Origin of the sequence: Vibrio vulnificus CMCP6 (genome assembly GCF_000039765.1) — a bacterium.
In the GTDB taxonomy this organism is placed as follows: domain Bacteria; phylum Pseudomonadota; class Gammaproteobacteria; order Enterobacterales; family Vibrionaceae; genus Vibrio; species Vibrio vulnificus_B.
Map to the genome: position 1 here is coordinate 1040703 of NC_004459.3, position 17833 is coordinate 1058535.

The window sequence follows — 17833 nt, forward strand, 5'->3', positions numbered from 1 at the left end:
TTTCTCCGTTATGTTATTGAGGCAGTTACCATTGTGGCATCAATGAAAGAGGGGGTTCTTCCAATGCGGCGATTTGTTCTTTAAACGCCAATACCTGACCTTCCCAGTATTTTGGCTCATTAAACCAAGGAAAAGCGAGTGGGAACGCAGGGTCTTGCCATCGTTTTGCTAACCATGCCATATAATGCACCATTCGTAGACCACGCAAAGGCTCGATCAGTTTCAACTCTTGGTGCGAAAAATCACTAAATTCGCCATACGACTCCAGCAAAATATCGAGTTGCATGAGCTTTTCTTGGCGATCACCATTGAGCAACATCCAGAGATCTTGAACCGCAGGGCCATTGCGGGCGTCATCTAAGTCAACAAACATCGGGCCATCACGCCATAAAATATTGCCGGGATGACAATCACCGTGCAAGCGGATAGCGTGAGTGTCTTTTGGCCACTGCGCTTCGATGGCGGCGATGAGTCGGTCGAGATCCTGAAAGAAGCTGTTCTCTAAATGCATCGGGATCATGTTGCATTGTTGCAGGAGTGCACGTGGCTGATAGAGGTACTCATCTAGCCCTATGCTAGGTCGGTGCTGGAATCTCTGTTTTGCACCCACTTGGTGAATTCGACCGAGGAAGCGGCCAACCCACTCGAGTTGATCGAGATTATCCACTTCAAATTGACGGCCACCGACGCTGTTGAACAAGGCAAATTGGTAGCCTTGATAATGATGTAGGGTGGTACCGTTGATGTTGACCGGCGCGGCAACAGGAATGTCATTTTCCACCTGCTCTTGAGTGAACTGATGTTCTTCAACAATTTGTGCCGGCGTCCAACGCTCTGGGCGATAAAACTTCACCACAAAACGGCGACGCTCTTCATCGGTGAACTGGTATACGCGGTTTTCGTAGCTGTTGAGAGGCAATAAACCTGATTCAGCGCGAATGCCGATGCTCTCAAGGGCATACCACATAAAATCGGGCGTTAATGCGTCAAAATTGAATGCGCCTAGCGACATAGTAAATAAAAAGGCTCATTGCTGAGCCTTTGTCCATGAATTGGGTTGAAGTTACAGTTTCTTGATGAAACGGCTTTCTACTTCAATGGTGAAGTCGTTGCTCTTGTCGTCCAGTATAAACTGAATCGTGCTAATTGGAGAGGAGAGCTTCTCGGGATCCACGCCAAGACTGAGTGGTAAGTTGAGAACTTCGCCTGGGTTGACCTGAATGGTTTGCTTACCATACCAAGTTACCTCACTGAGCCCCTTCACATCCAAGTGATATTCTTGCACTTGTTGAGTTTTGTTGATGATTTTGAGGGTGTAGGTGTTTTCCACTTCACCGGCACTGTTGACGCGGAACAGCTGGTTGCGATCGCGAATCACGCTGAGGCCCGCAGGGTCAACGGCAGCAATTTGTGCGAAGAACAAACCCAACATCACCAGCAATACCAAGCCATAACCGATCAACTTAGGTCGCATGACTTTGGTGTGTTTCCCAGACAGACGATGCTCGGTGGTGTAGTTGATCAGCCCTTTTTCATAGCCCATTTTATCCATGGTGGTATTACAGGCATCGATACACGCACCACAGTTAATACACTCGTATTGCAGGCCATCACGAATATCAATCCCCGTTGGGCACACTTGCACACACAGATCGCAGTCAATACAGTCACCTAACCCGAGCTGCTTCGGATCGGCTTTGCGTGAACGTGGGCCACGCTGTTCGCCGCGCTGACTGTCATAACCGACGATAAAGGTGTCTTTATCAAACATCGCTGATTGGAAGCGCGCGTATGGGCACATGTGCAAACAAACGATAGAGCGCATCCAACCTGCGTTGGCGTAAGTACAGATGGCAAAGAACATCACCCAGAAAACAGGCCAGAAGCTGGCGTTAAAGGTAAAGAAATCCACCACCAGTTCACGCACCGGGACAAAATAACCGACGAAGGTGAAGCCTGTCGCGAGCGCGATGGCAAACCACGCGACATGCTTTGCGCTTTTTCGCATGGCGAGATTGGGCGTCAGTTTGCCGGAATCTTGCTTGCGGCGTTTGTTGGCGCTGCCCTCGAGTTTCTCTTCAAACCAGATGTACATAAAGGTCCAAACGGTTTGTGGGCATAAGTAGCCACACCACACTCGGCCCAAAAACGTAGTGATGAAAAACAGACCAAAGGCGGCAATCATAAACAGCAAGGCCAGCAAGGTCAGGTCTTGTGGGTAGAGGGTAGTGCCGAAGAAGTTGAACTGTTGGCTACCGATATCCAACAGAATCGCTTGGCGATCGCCGTAGGAAATCCATGGAGTTAAGGTAAATAGCAGCAGCAAAAACCAGCCACCATATCGGCGCAGTTTTTGGAATGTGCCTTTACTCTCACGTACGTAAATGCGGTTATTTGGGTTAAACCGATCCCCCTTGCCTTTGTGGGTCTTGGGGTTAAAGGTTTTCGGAGTCACATCTTTGATATCGATTTTATCCTGACTCATGGATTGATCCTTCTTAGGCTTTAATGGCGCAATTTCTCTTGGTTTGCGCTCACTGACTTTGCTCACAAATGCCGATGTGTTTATACACAATCAGGCTTTGCTAATATTTTAGTAAAAACTGATGGACGACGATTATACAATCAATAACATTTGTATTTCTTTAAGGCTATCAACCTTTAACAACAAAAAGCAGGACAATTAACGCAATTTTTCGCTGAACAGTGGCAGAAAATAAAAAAGCGACCAGAAGGTCGCTTAGTGAATGAGTTGTTAACTTATTTAATGATACCGCGTGCGCGTAGAATCGCTGTTTTGAAATCATCTTCTTGGTCTTTTTTCAGGCCTGGAATCATTTCATCTTTCGCACTGTTACGCATTTTTAGGTGGTAGATCAGCACATCGTCAGTCAGCTCTTCTAGCTTGCCGTGATAACCCGCTTCGCCCGCTAGCTTGACGATAAACTGCAGTAAGTTCATCTCTTGGTCTTTTTGCCATTCTGGCTCAAGCAACTCAAGTAGCTCTTCAATACGGTGACACTTCATTTCTTTCTCCACAAATTTTATAGGTCTTTGGCGTAAAGGTATCAAATTGCTTGGCGAAGCAAAATAACAAACCGAGTGGAGAGAAAGAAAAAAGCGCAGCGGTGGCTGCGCTTTTTCATTAAGCGGCTTGAACGACTTTAGCCGGAGTCTGCGGCATAAGTGCATTTTTCTCGACCAAGGTCATACCTGAAGCCGTTTTTTTGCTTGTCGGAGCTGCGGCAAAGCCGCTACGACGACGCATCGCACTGCGATTGGTGTGCGAGAACCTGACTGTTGTTGGGCGCATTAAGTTACCTAACTGTCAGGCATATCCATTGCCAATGTAATGGCCTACATTTTTATGAGTTGAGCTTCAGTTGAGTGAAGGTTGGCTCTTTCTGGCTTTCGCCAATCCAAATAAAAGTGTAGGAATAATGATATGCATGCATATCGAACATAGAGTAGCACCGTTATGGTGATCGATCGATAGTTGAGCAGTGGCAGCGATAAAAAAATGTCTGCAAAACGTTACAGTATTGATAAATATCCGATGAGATGTGAGCTAGATAGTAGTACTCAATCAGACATTATCAGTACTATCAGAACAGCAGCAGGAGGTGCGTATGTCATTTTTGAAGAAAACCCTCGCCAGTTTTGGTATTGGAAGCGCGAAAGTCGATTCCATCTTACAGCAAGAAGTGCTTTACCCTGGTCAAGCGGCCAATATTAAGGTGCATGTTTATGGCGGTTCGAGCGAGCAAGAGATCGACAATATTCATTTGAAGCTGTGTTGTCGTTACATTGCGGAAGTGAAAGAAGATCGCGGCAGCAGCTCTCAAGGGCAGCAAACTCGCCGTGTGCCACAAAGTCATGTGCTGGCCAGCTGGAGTCTGCCATACGCATTTGTCATCAAACCGAGTGAAGAGCGGGTGTTTGATGTTGCGTTAGACATTCCGTTCAACACCCCGATTACCATTGGTGATGCCAAAGTGTGGTTGGAAACCGGTTTGGATATCGCTTTGGCGATTGACCCAACAGACAAAGACATTCTCACCGTACGGCCTGATCCTATGATGGACGGCATTTTTACCGCTTTGGAAGAGCAAGGGCTGCGTATTCGCCAAGTGGAGTGTGAGGAAGTGAAAGGCTTTGAACTGCCCTTTGTGCAAGAGTTCGAGTTTGTCCCAACCACTGGGCCATTTCATGGTCGTTGGCGTGAGCTGGAAGTGGTGGCTTATCGTTCCCCAAATGAGCTGAAGTTGTGGTTTGAAATTGATCGCCATCGTGAGGGGGGAAGAGGCATGCTGGCCAGCTTGTTGGGGTTAGGAAAACTACAGCGTGAGTTGGTGTTACCACTGAACTTATCGGCAAAACAGGTGGGAGAGACAGTGCTGGGTTATTTAGAAGAAACGACCTAGCATTCACTAACATGATGATGGTAAAGCGAAAAATACGCCCTCATTTTAAGCTGACATCAAATAACCAAAATTTAACCTTTTTAGCTTACACGTGTAAGCTAAGTGTGACATACTAGAGCAACTATTCCATTAGAGGTTTCAGTGTATTTGCTATGTCAGTCAGTCAATATAGTGTGCGCGAAGAAGTGGCGAATGCGGTCACACACGGGTTAGGCATGATTTTTGGTATTGTTGGTTTGGTGATGCTGTTGGTGAAAGCCACGGAGCACCATGCCGACGGGCTGACCATTGCCAGCATGGCGATTTACGGGTCGAGCATCATTGTGCTGTTTTTGGCCTCGACGCTTTACCATGCCATTCCTTACCCTAAGGCGAAACGTTGGCTCAAAACCTTTGACCACAGTGCGATTTATCTGCTCATTGCGGGAAGTTATACCCCGTTCCTGCTGGTGAGTTTGCGCACGCCTTTGGCGATCGGCTTAATGATTGTGATTTGGTCGATAGCCTTGTTGGGCATCATTATGAAAGTGGCGTTTGTTTATCGCTTTAAGCGCTTCTCGTTGGTGAGTTATCTGTTGATGGGTTGGTTGTCACTGATTGTGATTTACCAATTGGCGATCTCATTAGAGATTGGAGGCTTGACGCTGCTCGCTGCAGGTGGATTGATTTATTCGCTCGGGGTTATTTTCTATGTGGCGAAGAAGATCCCCTACAATCATGCCATTTGGCACTGTTTTGTGTTGGCCGGTTGTGTGTGTCACTTCCTCGCGATCTATCTTTATGTGAACCCGGTTTAAACCGGGTTCTTTGTTTTGGGGCGGTAGATAGAGCCCCAAAACAAAACTTAACGGCGCCAGAAAGCAGGAAAAAATAGCACCAATAAGGTGAGAATTTCTAAACGTCCCATCAACATGCCGAAACTGAGTAGCCACTTAGCGGCATCAGGCAGTGGGGCAAAGTTACCCGTTGGCCCAATGATGCTGCCCATGCCTGGGCCGACGTTGGCCACTGCGGTAATTGAGCCAGAAATACTGGTGACGGGATCAAGCCCCATCGCGCTTAAGCCGCCCGCAATGGCGATGATGGTAATGAAGAACATTAAACCAAACGCCACCACAGAGCGCACAATGTCATCATTCACTGGTCGTTGATTGTAGCGTTGGACAAAAATGCCTGATGGGTGAATCAGTTTCATGATCTGTTTATTCAGCAGTGTCATGGCGATCTGGAAGCGGAAGATCTTAATACCGCCAGAAGTGGAGCCTGAACACGCGCCAGCCATCATCAAAAACGCAAATAAGGTCGTAGGGAGTGCGCCCCAAGCGGTGAAATCTTCTAGGCCGAAGCCCGTCGTCGTCACCACAGAAACAATGTTAAACATCGCCACGCGCAGTGCATCGGCAATGGTATAACCGTCACGAATCACCAACCAAGCTGAAATAACCAAGCTGGTGCCTAAAAACAGGTAGGTAAAACCGCGTACTTGAGCGTCTTTGATCAAAGCATCAAGGCGGCGCTTGCGCATCGCAGAAACAAACAACAAAAATGGCAAACCACCCAAGAACATAAATAAGGTGGCGACCCAGTGTGCGCCGTTAGAAAAATGGTTCATTGAACCATCAGAAGTGGAGTAGCCGCCCGTTGAAAGCGTGGTGAAGGAATGGTTGATGGCATCAAACAGGTTCATGCCGGTCAGTAGATACCCAATCAAACAGAGCCCGGTGAGTACCAAGTACACCACCACAATGTTTTTCGCTACGGTTTTGGCTCTTGGGCTGCTTTTGTCTGACCAATCGGAAGATTCTGTTTGGAACAGCTTCATCCCACCGACGTTAAGCATCGGCAACACCGCAACGGCCATCACAATAAAGCCAATTCCTCCAAGCCATTGTAAGATCGAACGCCACAGCAAAATACTCGGAGCCATGTTATCCAAACCGCTCAGCACGGTGGAACCGGTGGTGGTGATACCAGACATGGTTTCGAAGTAGGCGTCAGTAAAGCTGATGTGGTTGATAAACATAAACGGTAGCGCGGCAAACGCGCTGGCGATGGTCCACACCAAACTGGTGATGAGGAACATGTCGCGCACACTGAGTTTAAAGTGTGCGGTGCGGCCAATGCTCAGGCAGACAAACGCGGCAAAATGGGTGATCAACACCGCTTGGCCGAAATCAAGAAAGCCGCCTGTGCCAGTAAAAAAGGCCACAAGGGTAGGGACGTACATGAAAAGGGCGAGCTTGGAAAGCACTAGCCCAATTACAGACAGTACGGGACGAAAGTTCACCATAGGAAAATCCTAGAGGAAGAATGGGCTCGGCTGGAACAAGGCTTCGACGTCTGGTACGTATTTCTTATCGACCAAGAACATCACCACGTGATCATCTTGTTCAATCACGGTGCGGTCATGGGCAATGAGCACCTCTTCACCACGCACAATCGCACCAATGGTGGTACCCGGTGGCAGTTTGATGTCGCCAACGGCGCGGCCCACCACTTTCGAGTTGCTTTCATCACCGTGTGCAACCGCTTCAATTGCTTCAGCAGCGCCGCGGCGTAGAGACGATACGTTAACGATGTCGGCACGACGAACGTGGGTCAATAGCGCTGAAATGGTCGCTTGTTGAGGTGAAATGGCCACATCAATCACGCCGCCTTGCACTAGATCGACGTAAGCACCACGCTGGATCAGCACCATCACTTTTTTGGCACCCATGCGTTTGGCCAACATCGCCGACATGATGTTGGTTTCGTCCTCGTTGGTGAGGGCGATAAAGACGTCGACCTGGTCGATGTTTTCTTCCGTCAGTAGCTCTTGATCGGCAGCATCACCACAAAACACGATGGTGTTTTCCAACTCTTCTGACAGCTTTTCTGCTCGCTGTAGGTTGCGCTCAATCAGCTTTACGCTATAGGTTTGTTCTAAACGCTTGGCTAAGCTGGCGCCGATGTTACCACCGCCGACGATCATGATACGGCGATAAGGTTTTTCCAGTCGCTGTAACTCGCTCATCACAGAGCGAATGTGGTTACTGGCGGCAACGAAAAAGACTTCATCATCGGCTTCAATGATGGTGGTGCCTTGAGGACGAATCGGACGGCCTTGGCGGAAAATCGCGGCAACACGGGTATCAATGTGAGGCATGTGTTCGCGTAAGGCAGAAAGTGCGTTACCCACCAACGGGCCGCCATAGTAAGCTTTTACGGCAACGAGGCTGACTTTTTCTTCCGCAAAGCTCACCACTTGCAATGCACCAGGGTATTGAATCAAACGTTCAATGTAGCTGGTCACCAGCTCCTCGGGGGCAATCAAATGATCGACAGGAATCGCGCCGGATTTAAACAGTGCTTCTTTTTGCGCCAAATATTGTGGCGAACGGATGCGAGCAATGCGGTTTGGGGTGTTAAACAGAGTAAAGGCGACCTGACAGGCTGCCATGTTGGTTTCATCGGTATTGGTCACGGCCACCAGCATATCGGCATCTTGTGCGCCTGCTTCATGCAATACGTCTGGGTGACTGGCATGGCCATTCACCACTCGCAAGTCATATTTATCCTGCAGCTCTCTGAGGCGATCGCCATCCTTATCGACGATGGTGATGTCGTTGTTTTCGCCAACCAGGTTTTCTGCCAGTGTGCCACCCACCTGACCTGCACCAAGAATAATGATTTTCATACTCTGTTCTCGTGATTCGAAAAAGGCGACTGAAGAGGCTTCAATCGCCCATTTACTTATGCTTGCTTAACTAGCACGGCATAGTAGAAGCCATCCATATCTTCCTCTCCGGGAATAATTTGGCGACCAGGATTCTCGCGCTCAGAGCCAACCAGTTGTGCTGCTGAGGTTCTGGCGAGAAACGCCTTCACTTGCTCCACATTTTCCATTGGCGTGATTGAGCAAGTGGCGTAAACCAAGGTGCCACCTGGCTTGAGTTGTGCCCACATGGCATCAAAAATTTCGCTTTGTAACTGTGCTAACGCAGTGATGTCTTCTGCTCTGCGCAGCCATTTGATGTCTGGGTGACGACGAATCACCCCGGTTGCAGAGCAAGGTGCATCGAGCAAAATACGGTCAAATTGCTCGCCTTGCCACCATTGTTCAGGATTGCGTGCATCACCGCAAATCACTTTTGCTTGAAGATTGAGGCGTTTCAGGTTTTCCGTCACTCTTTTCAAGCGTTGTTCATCGCAGTCCAGTGCCACGACTTCACGAGCAGAGACTCGTTCTAAAATGTGCGCGGTTTTACCACCAGGTGCCGCGCAGCAATCGAGGATCAGTTCGCCATCTTTAGGTTGTAGATAGTTAAACGACAGCTGTGCGGCGGCATCTTGCACAGAAACCCAACCTTGCTCAAACCCTGGCAAGCTGTGTACATCACAAGGGGCGGCCAATTTTATGGCGTCCATCGCTTCACTGTGCAGAGTGCTATCAATGTTTGCATTTTTGAGCAGTTGCAGATATTCGTCGCGATCATGATGAGCGTGATTCACGCGTAGCCACATCGGCGCTTTGTTATTGTTGGCTTCAACAATCGTCTGCCATTGCTCAGGGTAAGCATCTTGCAGGATTTTCAGTAGCCAACTTGGGTGAACGTATTTGCCGGCATTGTGGCTGACAGAAAACTCATCCAATGCTTGTTGTTCACGCTGATAGTTGCGCAAAACCGCATTGATCAAGCCGCGTAAGCGAGGACCTTTCAGCGCTTGTGCGCCTTCCACCGTTTCACCAACCGCCGCGTGTGCCGGAATACGCATGTGACCTAACTGGTATAAGCCAACCAAAATGAGGTGATGAAAAACACGTTGTTTACCTTTGAGAGGTTTATCCATCAACTTACCGGCAATGCTCTCTAAACGAGGCAGGTAGCGTAATGCGCCGTAGCAGATCTCTTGCAGTAAGGCGTGGTCGCGAGGGCGAATGGATTGTTGAGCTTCAGGAAGGGCGGTCGATAGAGAGTTGCCTCGGTCGACAACTTGATACAAGACGTTGGCAGCCGCAGCGCGAACATTCATGATGAGTACCTTAAAGTTAAAGAGGGCGTCTCTGCCCTCGTAAAGTTCTTAAACTGGGCAAAAATGCCCGATTGCTTGGCAGGTTAACTCAGTACACTGCCAACTTCAAACCAAGCGGCGCGAGCGTTGAGAACATCTTGTACTGGCATCGCTTTTTTGCCTGGAATTTGGATCTGCTCCAATACTAGGCAGCCATGGCCAGTGGCGACATAAATGCCGCTTTTATCCGCTTTGAGGATGGTCCCCGCGGGTGCGTCATGACTGCTGGCTTCGACGCGGCTTTGCCACACTTTAATGCTGTTTTCTGCCACTTCGAAATGGCTCATTGGCCATGGATTGAAAGCACGAACACAACGTTCGATGTGCTCTGCATCGTCTTGCCAATTGATGCGTGCTTCTTCCTTGCTGAGTTTCTTGGCGTAGTTTGCTCGCTCGTCATCTTGCTTAATTGCGATGGCTGTGCCAGCGGCGATATCTGCCAAACACTCAACCAGTACCACAGGGCCAAGCTTGGCCAATTTATCGTACATGGTGGCGCTGGTATCGCTTGCGTCGATCGGCAGCGTGGCAATTTTCAGCATGTCGCCGGTATCTAAGCCGATGTCCATTTGCATGATGGTCACGCCCGTTTCAGCATCACCCGCCCAAATAGAGCGCTGAATCGGTGCTGCGCCACGCCAGCGAGGCAGAATCGAGCCGTGGACATTGATACAACCCAATTTCGGTGTATCTAACACCGCTTGTGGTAATAACAAGCCATAAGCGACCACGACCATGATGTCAGCATTGAGATCCGCGAGGGCTTGCTTGGCTTCGTCAGACTTAAAGTTTTCTGGTTGGTAAACCGGAATGTTGTGTTCCAAAGCAATGGTTTTGACAGGGCTTGCTGTGAGTTTTTTCCCGCGACCGGCTGGGCGATCAGGTTGGGTGTAAACTGCAATGACTTCATGCTCCGAAGACAACAACGCCGCCAAATGTTGGGCGGCGAAGTCCGGAGTACCTGCAAATACAATACGTAAAGGCTTGCTCAAGGTACCTTCCTTCTTATGGTATCAGCGCAATTTAGCGCTGTTTCTCGTTAAAGCGTTTGATTTTGGCTAGCTTGTCTTGGATACGCTTGCGCTTTAGCGGTGATAGGTAGTCGACAAACAGCTTACCTTGCAGGTGATCCAATTCGTGTTGAATACAGATAGCCAGCAAATCATCGGCTTCGAGGGTAAATTCATGACCATCACGATCTAACGCTTTAACCGTGACTTCAGCGGCGCGTGGCACGAGTGCGCGGGCACCTGGGACCGATAGACAGCCCTCTTCAATGCCATCTTCGCCACGCTTTTCTAAAATTTCAGGATTGATTAACACCATCGGCTCGTTACGGCTCTCAGAAATATCAATCACCACAATACGTTGATGGATGTCGACTTGCGTTGCGGCAAGGCCAATACCTTCTTCGTCATACATGGTTTCAATCATGTCATCGACGATTTTTTGGATTTCTGGTGTCACCTTTTCAACCGGTTTGGCTACTGTACGAAGACGATCATCCGGGAATGTTAATACTTGTAATACAGACATATGCACTCGAAATGTTGAACTGTGCCGAAACAGCACAAACCTTGTTGGCTCAATTCTAGACATTTTATAGCCTAAATGACAGCATCCTAGCAGCAATTTCCCATTTGTCGCTTCGCTAATCCATCTAGGAGTTAAGGCATGAACTCAGTGCTGCAAGCCGCTTCACGCGCATTGTTACCCTTGTTGTTTAGTGTGAGTGTGGCTGCCCAGGAGTCGCCAGCTCCGTTAAACATCAAGCCAGACGCACCTCAAACTTATGTCGTCGTAAAAGGAGATACCCTTTGGGATATCTCAGCGCTCTATTTGGATAGCCCTTGGTTGTGGCCGCGTTTGTGGCAGATCAACCCTGATATTGATAACCCTCACTTAATCTACCCTGGCGATAAGCTCTCGTTAGTTTGGAAAAACGGTCAGCCGATGTTGAGTTTAAAACCGGTGGTGACATTGAGCCCGAAAGCTCGAATCACGGAGAAAAAAGCGGTACCAACAGTAGATGAAGGGTTGGTTCTGCCTTATCTGCAATCTGACCGACTACTGAGTAAAGAGAAGCTCAGCAGTGTCGCGCGCGTGATGGGAACCAGCGATGGACGAAAATACCTTGCCAAAGACGAGCGTATTTTCATCAGCGGCCAACAAACGGAAACCCATTGGGCGATTTATCGTCAAGTGCAAGAGTTTGAACGAGCAGATCCCGATGCCAACATGATCGCGCTACGTGTGGTTGCACAAGGTGAGCTTAAAGAATCGGCACAAGACTATTCCGGTATTGAAGTGACCAGTCAGCGACAAGAAGTATTGATCAACGACATTGCATTGCCGCAATCTGAAAACCTCGTCGAAGAACTGTCTACGACCTTTTATCCTGCGCCAGCCCCTCAAGATGTGGATGCCAAGATATTGGGCAGTATTGATGGCATCGATTACAGTGCACCAAGCCAAGTGGTGATTTTGGACAAAGGGAAAGTGGACAATTTACGCCAAGGGCATATTTTCGAACTCTATAAAGCCTCAAACAACGTTTATCGTAGCAGTGACAGCCAATTCAGCTACGAGAAAAGTGGTTCTTCTGATGAGATATCCTTGCCGAAAAGTCGCATTGGTGAGTTGATGATCATTCGTCCTTACGAATACTTCAGCTTGGCGTTGATCACCCGCAGTACTCAACCGATCAGTCGTGACATTTTGGTCGTGGCGCCAGTGCAAGTTGACGAATCAGTGACGGCGCAAACGCCCTGATGAGTCAGGATGAACTGCATGCTTGGTTAGCACTCAGTTTTACGCCCAATATTGGGGTTAAGAAGCTAACCAAGTTACTCAGTATTGATTCCCCGCTCAATATTCTGCGTTACTCCCAAGAGCAGCTACTGTCGCTGGGGCTGTCGTCCCAGCAAATCATCACCTTGCGAAGTAGTGCTCAGCAAGACGCTGAAGCCGCCCTTCAATGGCAGCAGCTTTCCTCCCAGCATCATATTCTTACCCTTCATGATGGCCTATATCCGCCGCTGCTTAAGGAAACGGCTTCACCGCCTTGCCAACTGTTTGTACAGGGTGATCCTCATTGCTTAACCAAGCCACAAATTGCGCTGGTGGGGAGTCGTCATGCGACCATGCAAGGGTTGCAACATGCTCGCGACTTTGCGGCTCAACTGGTACAGCATGGGTTGGTGGTGACCAGTGGTTTAGCGCTTGGGATTGATGGCCATGCCCATGATGGTGCGCTGAGAGCGGGAGGCGAAACCGTTGCCGTTCTTGGTTCGGGCTTCCAACATATTTATCCCGCTCGCCACAAAGGCCTTGCCGAGAGAATTGGTCAGCAAGGTGCGCTGGTTTCGGAGTTTCGTCCCAATACTAAAGCCAAAGCCGAACATTTTCCTCGTCGAAATCGAATCATTAGTGGCTTGTCTCTGGGGGTTTTGGTGGTCGAAGCGGCAGAGAAAAGCGGTTCTTTGATTACCGCCCGTTATGCCGCTGAGCAAGGTCGAGAAGTCTTTGCTTTGCCTAACTCTCTCCATATTACCAATGCACGCGGCGGAAACTTGCTGATAAAAAGCGGAGCGTGTTTAGTCACTGGGGTAGAAGATGTGCTGAGTGAAGTGCAAACTTTGCTCGACTGGTCGACAAACCAACAAGCGGATTTATTTTCTTCCTCTAATACGGAAGAACAATTGCCATTTCCTCAGCTGTTAGCTAACGTAGGTAATGAGGCTACACCAGTTGATATTCTAGCAAACAGGACCAATATACCTGTGCAAGAAGTCATGATGCAGCTCTTGGAGCTTGAGCTTTCAGGGCATGTTGTTGCAGTTAACGGTGGCTATATTCGAAGGGGGAGGGGCTAGCTATGATGATGGATATACTGATGTATCTATTTGAAACCTACATCCATAGCGATGCAGATTTACAAGTGGATCAAGATGAGCTTGAAGACGAATTGCTTCGAGCAGGATTTCACCAGCAAGATATCTACAAAGCCCTTCTTTGGTTAGAAGAGCTGGCGGCGTTACAACAAAGTGATGCCCATTCTGCGATTTCACGTTGCAGTGCGGTTTCTTCGACACGGGTTTATTCGCCAAAAGAAATGCAACGACTTGATATTGAGTGTCGTGGTTTTTTGCTATTTCTCGAACAGATCAATGTGTTAACCACTGAGACTCGTGAAATGGTTATCGATAGAGTGATGGGGTTGGAAACCAACGAGTTCGAGCTTGAAGATCTCAAGTGGATTATTTTGATGGTGCTATTCAATGTTCCCGGCAACGAGAACGCCTACACGCTAATGGAAGAGCTGTTATACACCAAAGAGCAAGGCATTCTTCATTAAACTGTTCCGCGAATACGGTAGCTATGAGTAGTAAAATTGATCGCACTTTGTTTTCCGCTCACGAGCACGCGCTTGAGCATACGCCTTGTCCGCAATGTGGTGGAGAGTTGGTGTTAAAACACGGTAAGCATGGCGCGTTTTTGGGGTGTAATCAGTACCCACAGTGTGATTACGTCAAGCCCCTTCATCAAAATGATGGCCATATCGTCAAAGAATTGGGGGTTGCTTGCCCTGAATGTGGTAACGAGTTGGTGCTTCGTCAAGGGCGTTACGGTATGTTTGTCGGGTGCAGCCATTACCCACACTGCCATCACATTGAACCAATCAATCAGCCTGAACCTGAGCAGAATTCCAAAGCGTTGTTTGCTTGCCCTGAGTGTGGCAAAGGACACTTAGTTGAGCGTAAAACTCGCTTTGGTAAAACCTTCTATGCCTGTGATAACTATCCGAAGTGTAAGTTTGCGGTGAACTTACCGCCAGTCAAAGGGCATTGTGAAACATGCGGTTTTCCCTTGTTGGTCGAGAAGAAACTCGCCAGTGGTGTGAAGCTACAATGCGCAAGCCGCAAATGCCAGCATACTCAATCGCGTTGAGTTCACATTGAAAAGGGTCGCACATGGCGCCCCTTTTACTCTTTATGCATAAGCACAAGCTTTGCTACGCTTGCCACTTTTTTGCAAACTCATGCACCGCGGGGAAGGCTTTCTCATCCAATACATTGGCGAGAGCACAAAGGCGGCGCTGTAGCTCTCCGCTGTAATCACCACACACGTTGATATGGCCCATTTTTCGGCCGGCGCGTTTCTCTTTGCCATACCAATGAATATGACAACCGTCCATCGCCATCACGCTTGCGGGCAGAGTATCTTCACCAAGGATGTTGATCATTGAGGTTTCACGAACCAGCTTAGTGCTCCCAAGTGGTAAGCCACAAACGGCACGCAAATGATTTTCAAACTGGCAAGTTTCTGCTCCTTGCTGGGTCCAATGGCCGGAGTTATGAACTCGAGGTGCAATTTCATTGACCAGCAATTGTCCGTCGACATCGAAAAATTCAAGCGCCAACACACCAACGTAGTTCAATGTTTCAGCAACAGCAGTAAACATGTGTTTGGCTTGCTCTTGTAGGTCCGGTGAGTCGATTGCCGTTGAAAGGCTTAACACGCCATTAACGTGAATGTTTTCTGCCAGTGGGTAGACTTCGATTTGCCCTTCTTTACCACGAGCGCCGATCAATGAAACTTCACGTTGAAATGGAACAAATTCTTCAGCGACAATCGCTTGAGTTGGCGTAGCAGCGATACAAGCTGCCATTTCTTGCCAAAGGGTTTCAATTTGTGCGGCATCTTTTAAGCGCCATTGCCCTTTACCATCATAGCCACCTAATGCGCTTTTCAACACCATAGGTATCCCAACGTGTTCAATCGCTTTATTGAAGTCTTCACGCGTTTCAATGACGTAGTAATTGGCATTGCGTACGCCTGCATGGTCAAGCAAGGCTTTTTCCAAACGACGATCACCGCCAGCCTTAATCGCCTCACTACTTGGAAGAAACTTGCCACTCGCTTGGCAGATCGCCAATACGTCATGAGGAATGTGTTCAAATTCTGCAGTGATCACATCAACGTATTCAATCGCTTGCTCCAAGCCGTGACCAAGGAGATGCAATGTCAAAGGATGAACGACATCACCCGTTGTCACATCGTAGGCAGAAATCTGAATATTCAAAGGCGCACCGGCTAACGACATCATACGTGCCAATTGCCCTGCGCCTAGAACCAATACGTGCATGATTTAGTCCTCTGCAGGATTTGGGTTAGCGAGGACGCTTTCAGTTTGCTCACTGCGGAAGGCTTCAACTTTGGCCATGATATTTTCGTCGTGAGTTCCAAGGATTTGCGCAGCGAGAAGACCCGCGTTCGCGGCACCGGCTTCACCAATGGCCAATGTACCTACTGCGATGCCTTTTGGCATTTGCACAATAGAGTAGAGAGAGTCGAGCCCTGATAAAGCACGTGATTGCACGGGTACGCCCAAAACGGGCAAGCTGGTAAATGCCGCTGCCATGCCCGGCAAATGCGCCGCGCCACCTGCACCGGCAATAATCACTTTCAACCCACGCTCTTTGGCGGTTGAGGCATATTCAGCGAGGAGATGAGGAGTTCGATGTGCTGAAACCACTTTGGTTTCGTATTCCACGCCAAATCTGTCCAGCATTTCTGCTGCCAGTTTCATGGTTGGCCAATCTGATTTAGAACCCATGATGATACCGACTTTCATCTCAAACTCCTTCAAGCTGCATAATTGGGTGAGCTGATCAATTTTGTGCGCATTATACGAGGTTTTTTACCTCAAGCAAACGTTTGCTTTTGAGTGGAAACCACCATGCGCGTTTTTCGCTGGCATTCGGCTGGTTATTGGCTTATTTGTAATAGGTTGAGTGTCTAGAGAGAAGAAGTGGTGAGTAATTTACAACAAGTCGTGAAGGCGTTAAAGCAAGGTCAAGTGGTGGCTTACCCGACAGAGGGAGTGTTTGGCTTAGGTTGCGATCCTGATAATGAGGTGGCCATTGAGCGTCTTTTGACGATTAAACAGCGACCCAGTGACAAAGGCTTGATTTTGATCGCTGCTGATTTTCAACAGCTCCAACCGTATCTCGATTTAACAAGCTTGTCAGCGGAGCAACTTCAGCGAGTTTTTGCCACTTGGCCCGGTCCTTATACATGGGTCATGCCTGCAAGTGCTCGGGCATCGGCGCTCGTCACGGGCTATCGTCAGACCGTTGCGGTTCGTGTGAGTGATCATCCTTTGGTGCAAAAGTTGTGCAGTGAGTATGGAAAGCCGCTAACCTCTACCAGTGCGAATTTGTCGGGCCAAACGGAGTGTAAAACCGTTGAGCAGGTTCAAGACCAATTGGGCAGCCAGATCTCTGTCATTTTGTTTGGTGAGATTGGTGAGCGCCATCGACCTAGTGAAATCCGCGATGCTCGTACAGAACAATTATTAAGACAGGGATAACCCTGCTCAGCTTCAAAAGGTAGTTTAGATGTCCACAATAGATAAAGAAGCCGTCAAGCTTTACTTGATGCAGTTACAAGATCAAATTTGTCAACGACTTGAACAAGAAGATGGCAAAGCAACATTTATAGAAGACGCTTGGTATCGAGAGCCAGGAGATCGATTGGGTGGCGGTGGCCGGACGCGCGTTATGCGTGATGGTAACGTGTTTGAGCAAGGGGGGGTTAACTTCTCCCATGTGCAGGGTAATGCAATGCCAGCTTCTGCAACGGCGCATCGTCCAGAATTGGCTGGGCGCCGATTCGAAGCCATGGGCGTTTCGCTCGTCATGCATCCTCACAATCCTTACGTTCCGACATCGCATGCAAACGTGCGTTTCTTCATTGCTGAAAAAGAGGGGGAAGCACCGATCTGGTGGTTTGGTGGTGGGTTTGACTTAACTCCCTTCTATCCGTTTGAAGAGGATTGCCAATTTTGGCACAACACCGCCAAGGAAGTGTGCGCGCCTTTTGGTGCTGATGTGTATGCGCAGCATAAAGCTTGGTGTGATGACTATTTTTATTTGCCTCACCGCGGTGAAACTCGAGGCATCGGCGGCCTGTTTTTTGATGACCTCAATCAGTGGGAGTTTGATAAGTGCTTTGACTACATCAAAGCCGTTGGTGAAGGGTATTGCGATGCTTACTTACCCATTGTTGAGCGTCGTAAAGTGACAGAATATGGCGAGCGTGAACGCGAATTCCAGTTGTATCGCCGTGGCCGCTATGTTGAGTTTAACCTAGTGTATGATCGCGGGACTTTGTTTGGCTTACAAAGTGGGGGGCGTACGGAGTCGATTTTGATGTCGATGCCACCACTGGCTCGCTGGGAATACAGCTATGAACCGCAGGCTGATTCGCCAGAAGCAAGCCTTTACCAGCATTACTTAAAACCGAGAGAATGGTAAGAAAGGAATCTCCTCTTCTATTGCTCTTTTCTATAT

The 17833-nt window shown here is 48.6% G+C and carries 19 protein-coding genes; 8 read left to right on the top strand and 11 right to left on the bottom strand.

What is annotated here, in order from left to right:
- Nucleotides 1-25: 25 nt before the first annotated feature.
- The 4 genes from VV1_RS04955 to VV1_RS24900 all read right to left on the bottom strand — a co-directional run bounded on the left by VV1_RS04955 (nt 26) and on the right by VV1_RS24900 (nt 3313).
- Complete coding sequence (locus VV1_RS04955) at nt 26-1012, bottom strand: serine/threonine protein kinase (RefSeq protein ID WP_011079071.1); 987 nt, start codon at nt 1010-1012, stop codon at nt 26-28.
- Nucleotides 1013-1063: 51 nt separating this feature from the next.
- Nucleotides 1064-2485, bottom strand: a complete 1422-nt coding sequence (gene ccoG / locus VV1_RS04960; protein WP_011079072.1) for a cytochrome c oxidase accessory protein CcoG — start codon at nt 2483-2485, stop codon at nt 1064-1066.
- A 275-nt stretch (nt 2486-2760) separates the two neighbouring features.
- Nucleotides 2761-3027, bottom strand: coding sequence for a YihD family protein (locus VV1_RS04965; protein ID WP_011079073.1), 267 nt, complete (start codon nt 3025-3027; stop codon nt 2761-2763).
- A gap of 118 nt (nt 3028-3145) precedes the next feature.
- Nucleotides 3146-3313: a hypothetical protein gene (locus VV1_RS24900; RefSeq protein ID WP_011079074.1), complete on the bottom strand. Its 168-nt coding sequence runs from the start codon at nt 3311-3313 to the stop codon at nt 3146-3148.
- 316 nt (nt 3314-3629) lie between these two features.
- Between VV1_RS24900 and VV1_RS04970 the strand changes: the two genes are divergently transcribed.
- A complete protein-coding gene (locus VV1_RS04970; RefSeq protein ID WP_043920927.1) occupies nt 3630-4424 on the top strand; it encodes a sporulation protein in 795 nt (264 codons plus the stop codon).
- Nucleotides 4425-4576: 152 nt separating this feature from the next.
- Nucleotides 4577-5221 (top strand): PAQR family membrane homeostasis protein TrhA, encoded by a 645-nt coding sequence (trhA, locus tag VV1_RS04975; protein ID WP_011079076.1) that lies wholly within the window; start codon nt 4577-4579, stop codon nt 5219-5221.
- Nucleotides 5222-5268: 47 nt separating this feature from the next.
- On the opposite strand, the gene VV1_RS04980 is transcribed toward trhA, so the two are convergent.
- The 5 genes from VV1_RS04980 to def all read right to left on the bottom strand — a co-directional run bounded on the left by VV1_RS04980 (nt 5269) and on the right by def (nt 11012).
- On the bottom strand, nt 5269-6714 hold the full coding sequence (locus VV1_RS04980; RefSeq protein ID WP_011079077.1) for a TrkH family potassium uptake protein: 1446 nt from the start codon (nt 6712-6714) through the stop codon (nt 5269-5271).
- Nucleotides 6715-6723: 9 nt separating this feature from the next.
- The gene (gene trkA / locus VV1_RS04985; RefSeq protein ID WP_011079078.1) at nt 6724-8100 is read right to left on the bottom strand and encodes a Trk system potassium transporter TrkA; all 1377 of its coding nucleotides are present in this window, start codon (nt 8098-8100) and stop codon (nt 6724-6726) included.
- Between the two features lie 56 nt (nt 8101-8156).
- On the bottom strand, nt 8157-9437 hold the full coding sequence (gene rsmB / locus VV1_RS04990) for a 16S rRNA (cytosine(967)-C(5))-methyltransferase RsmB (protein ID WP_011079079.1): 1281 nt from the start codon (nt 9435-9437) through the stop codon (nt 8157-8159).
- An 83-nt stretch (nt 9438-9520) separates the two neighbouring features.
- Nucleotides 9521-10468, bottom strand: coding sequence for a methionyl-tRNA formyltransferase (gene fmt / locus VV1_RS04995; protein ID WP_011079080.1), 948 nt, complete (start codon nt 10466-10468; stop codon nt 9521-9523).
- A gap of 31 nt (nt 10469-10499) precedes the next feature.
- Complete coding sequence (gene def / locus VV1_RS05000) at nt 10500-11012, bottom strand: peptide deformylase (RefSeq protein WP_011079081.1); 513 nt, start codon at nt 11010-11012, stop codon at nt 10500-10502.
- Between the two features lie 138 nt (nt 11013-11150).
- Between def and VV1_RS05005 the strand changes: the two genes are divergently transcribed.
- The 4 genes from VV1_RS05005 to VV1_RS05020 are packed head-to-tail and all read left to right on the top strand — an operon-like array spanning nt 11151 to nt 14426.
- Complete coding sequence (locus VV1_RS05005) at nt 11151-12248, top strand: LysM peptidoglycan-binding domain-containing protein (protein ID WP_011079082.1); 1098 nt, start codon at nt 11151-11153, stop codon at nt 12246-12248.
- Nucleotides 12248-13351, top strand: a complete 1104-nt coding sequence (dprA, locus tag VV1_RS05010; RefSeq protein ID WP_011079083.1) for a DNA-processing protein DprA — start codon at nt 12248-12250, stop codon at nt 13349-13351. The genes VV1_RS05005 and dprA overlap by 1 nt, the downstream gene beginning before the upstream one ends.
- A 2-nt stretch (nt 13352-13353) precedes the next feature.
- Nucleotides 13354-13833 carry a DUF494 family protein gene (locus VV1_RS05015; protein ID WP_011079084.1) on the top strand — a complete coding sequence of 160 codons (480 nt, stop codon included), beginning with the start codon at nt 13354-13356 and terminating at the stop codon, nt 13831-13833.
- Nucleotides 13834-13856: 23 nt separating this feature from the next.
- On the top strand, nt 13857-14426 hold the full coding sequence (locus VV1_RS05020) for a DNA topoisomerase family protein (RefSeq protein ID WP_011079085.1): 570 nt from the start codon (nt 13857-13859) through the stop codon (nt 14424-14426).
- A 64-nt stretch (nt 14427-14490) separates the two neighbouring features.
- Here VV1_RS05020 and VV1_RS05025 read toward each other — a convergent pair whose 3' ends face one another.
- Nucleotides 14491-15624, bottom strand: a complete 1134-nt coding sequence (locus VV1_RS05025; protein WP_011079086.1) for a 5-(carboxyamino)imidazole ribonucleotide synthase — start codon at nt 15622-15624, stop codon at nt 14491-14493.
- A 3-nt stretch (nt 15625-15627) separates the two neighbouring features.
- Nucleotides 15628-16113 (bottom strand): 5-(carboxyamino)imidazole ribonucleotide mutase, encoded by a 486-nt coding sequence (purE, locus tag VV1_RS05030; protein ID WP_011079087.1) that lies wholly within the window; start codon nt 16111-16113, stop codon nt 15628-15630.
- A 180-nt stretch (nt 16114-16293) separates the two neighbouring features.
- Here purE and tsaC point away from each other — a divergent pair, with 180 nt between their 5' ends.
- Nucleotides 16294-16851 (top strand): L-threonylcarbamoyladenylate synthase type 1 TsaC, encoded by a 558-nt coding sequence (gene tsaC, locus VV1_RS05035; RefSeq protein ID WP_013570891.1) that lies wholly within the window; start codon nt 16294-16296, stop codon nt 16849-16851.
- Nucleotides 16852-16879: 28 nt separating this feature from the next.
- Nucleotides 16880-17797: an oxygen-dependent coproporphyrinogen oxidase gene (gene hemF, locus VV1_RS05040; RefSeq protein WP_011079089.1), complete on the top strand. Its 918-nt coding sequence runs from the start codon at nt 16880-16882 to the stop codon at nt 17795-17797.
- Nucleotides 17798-17833: the final 36 nt, after the last annotated feature.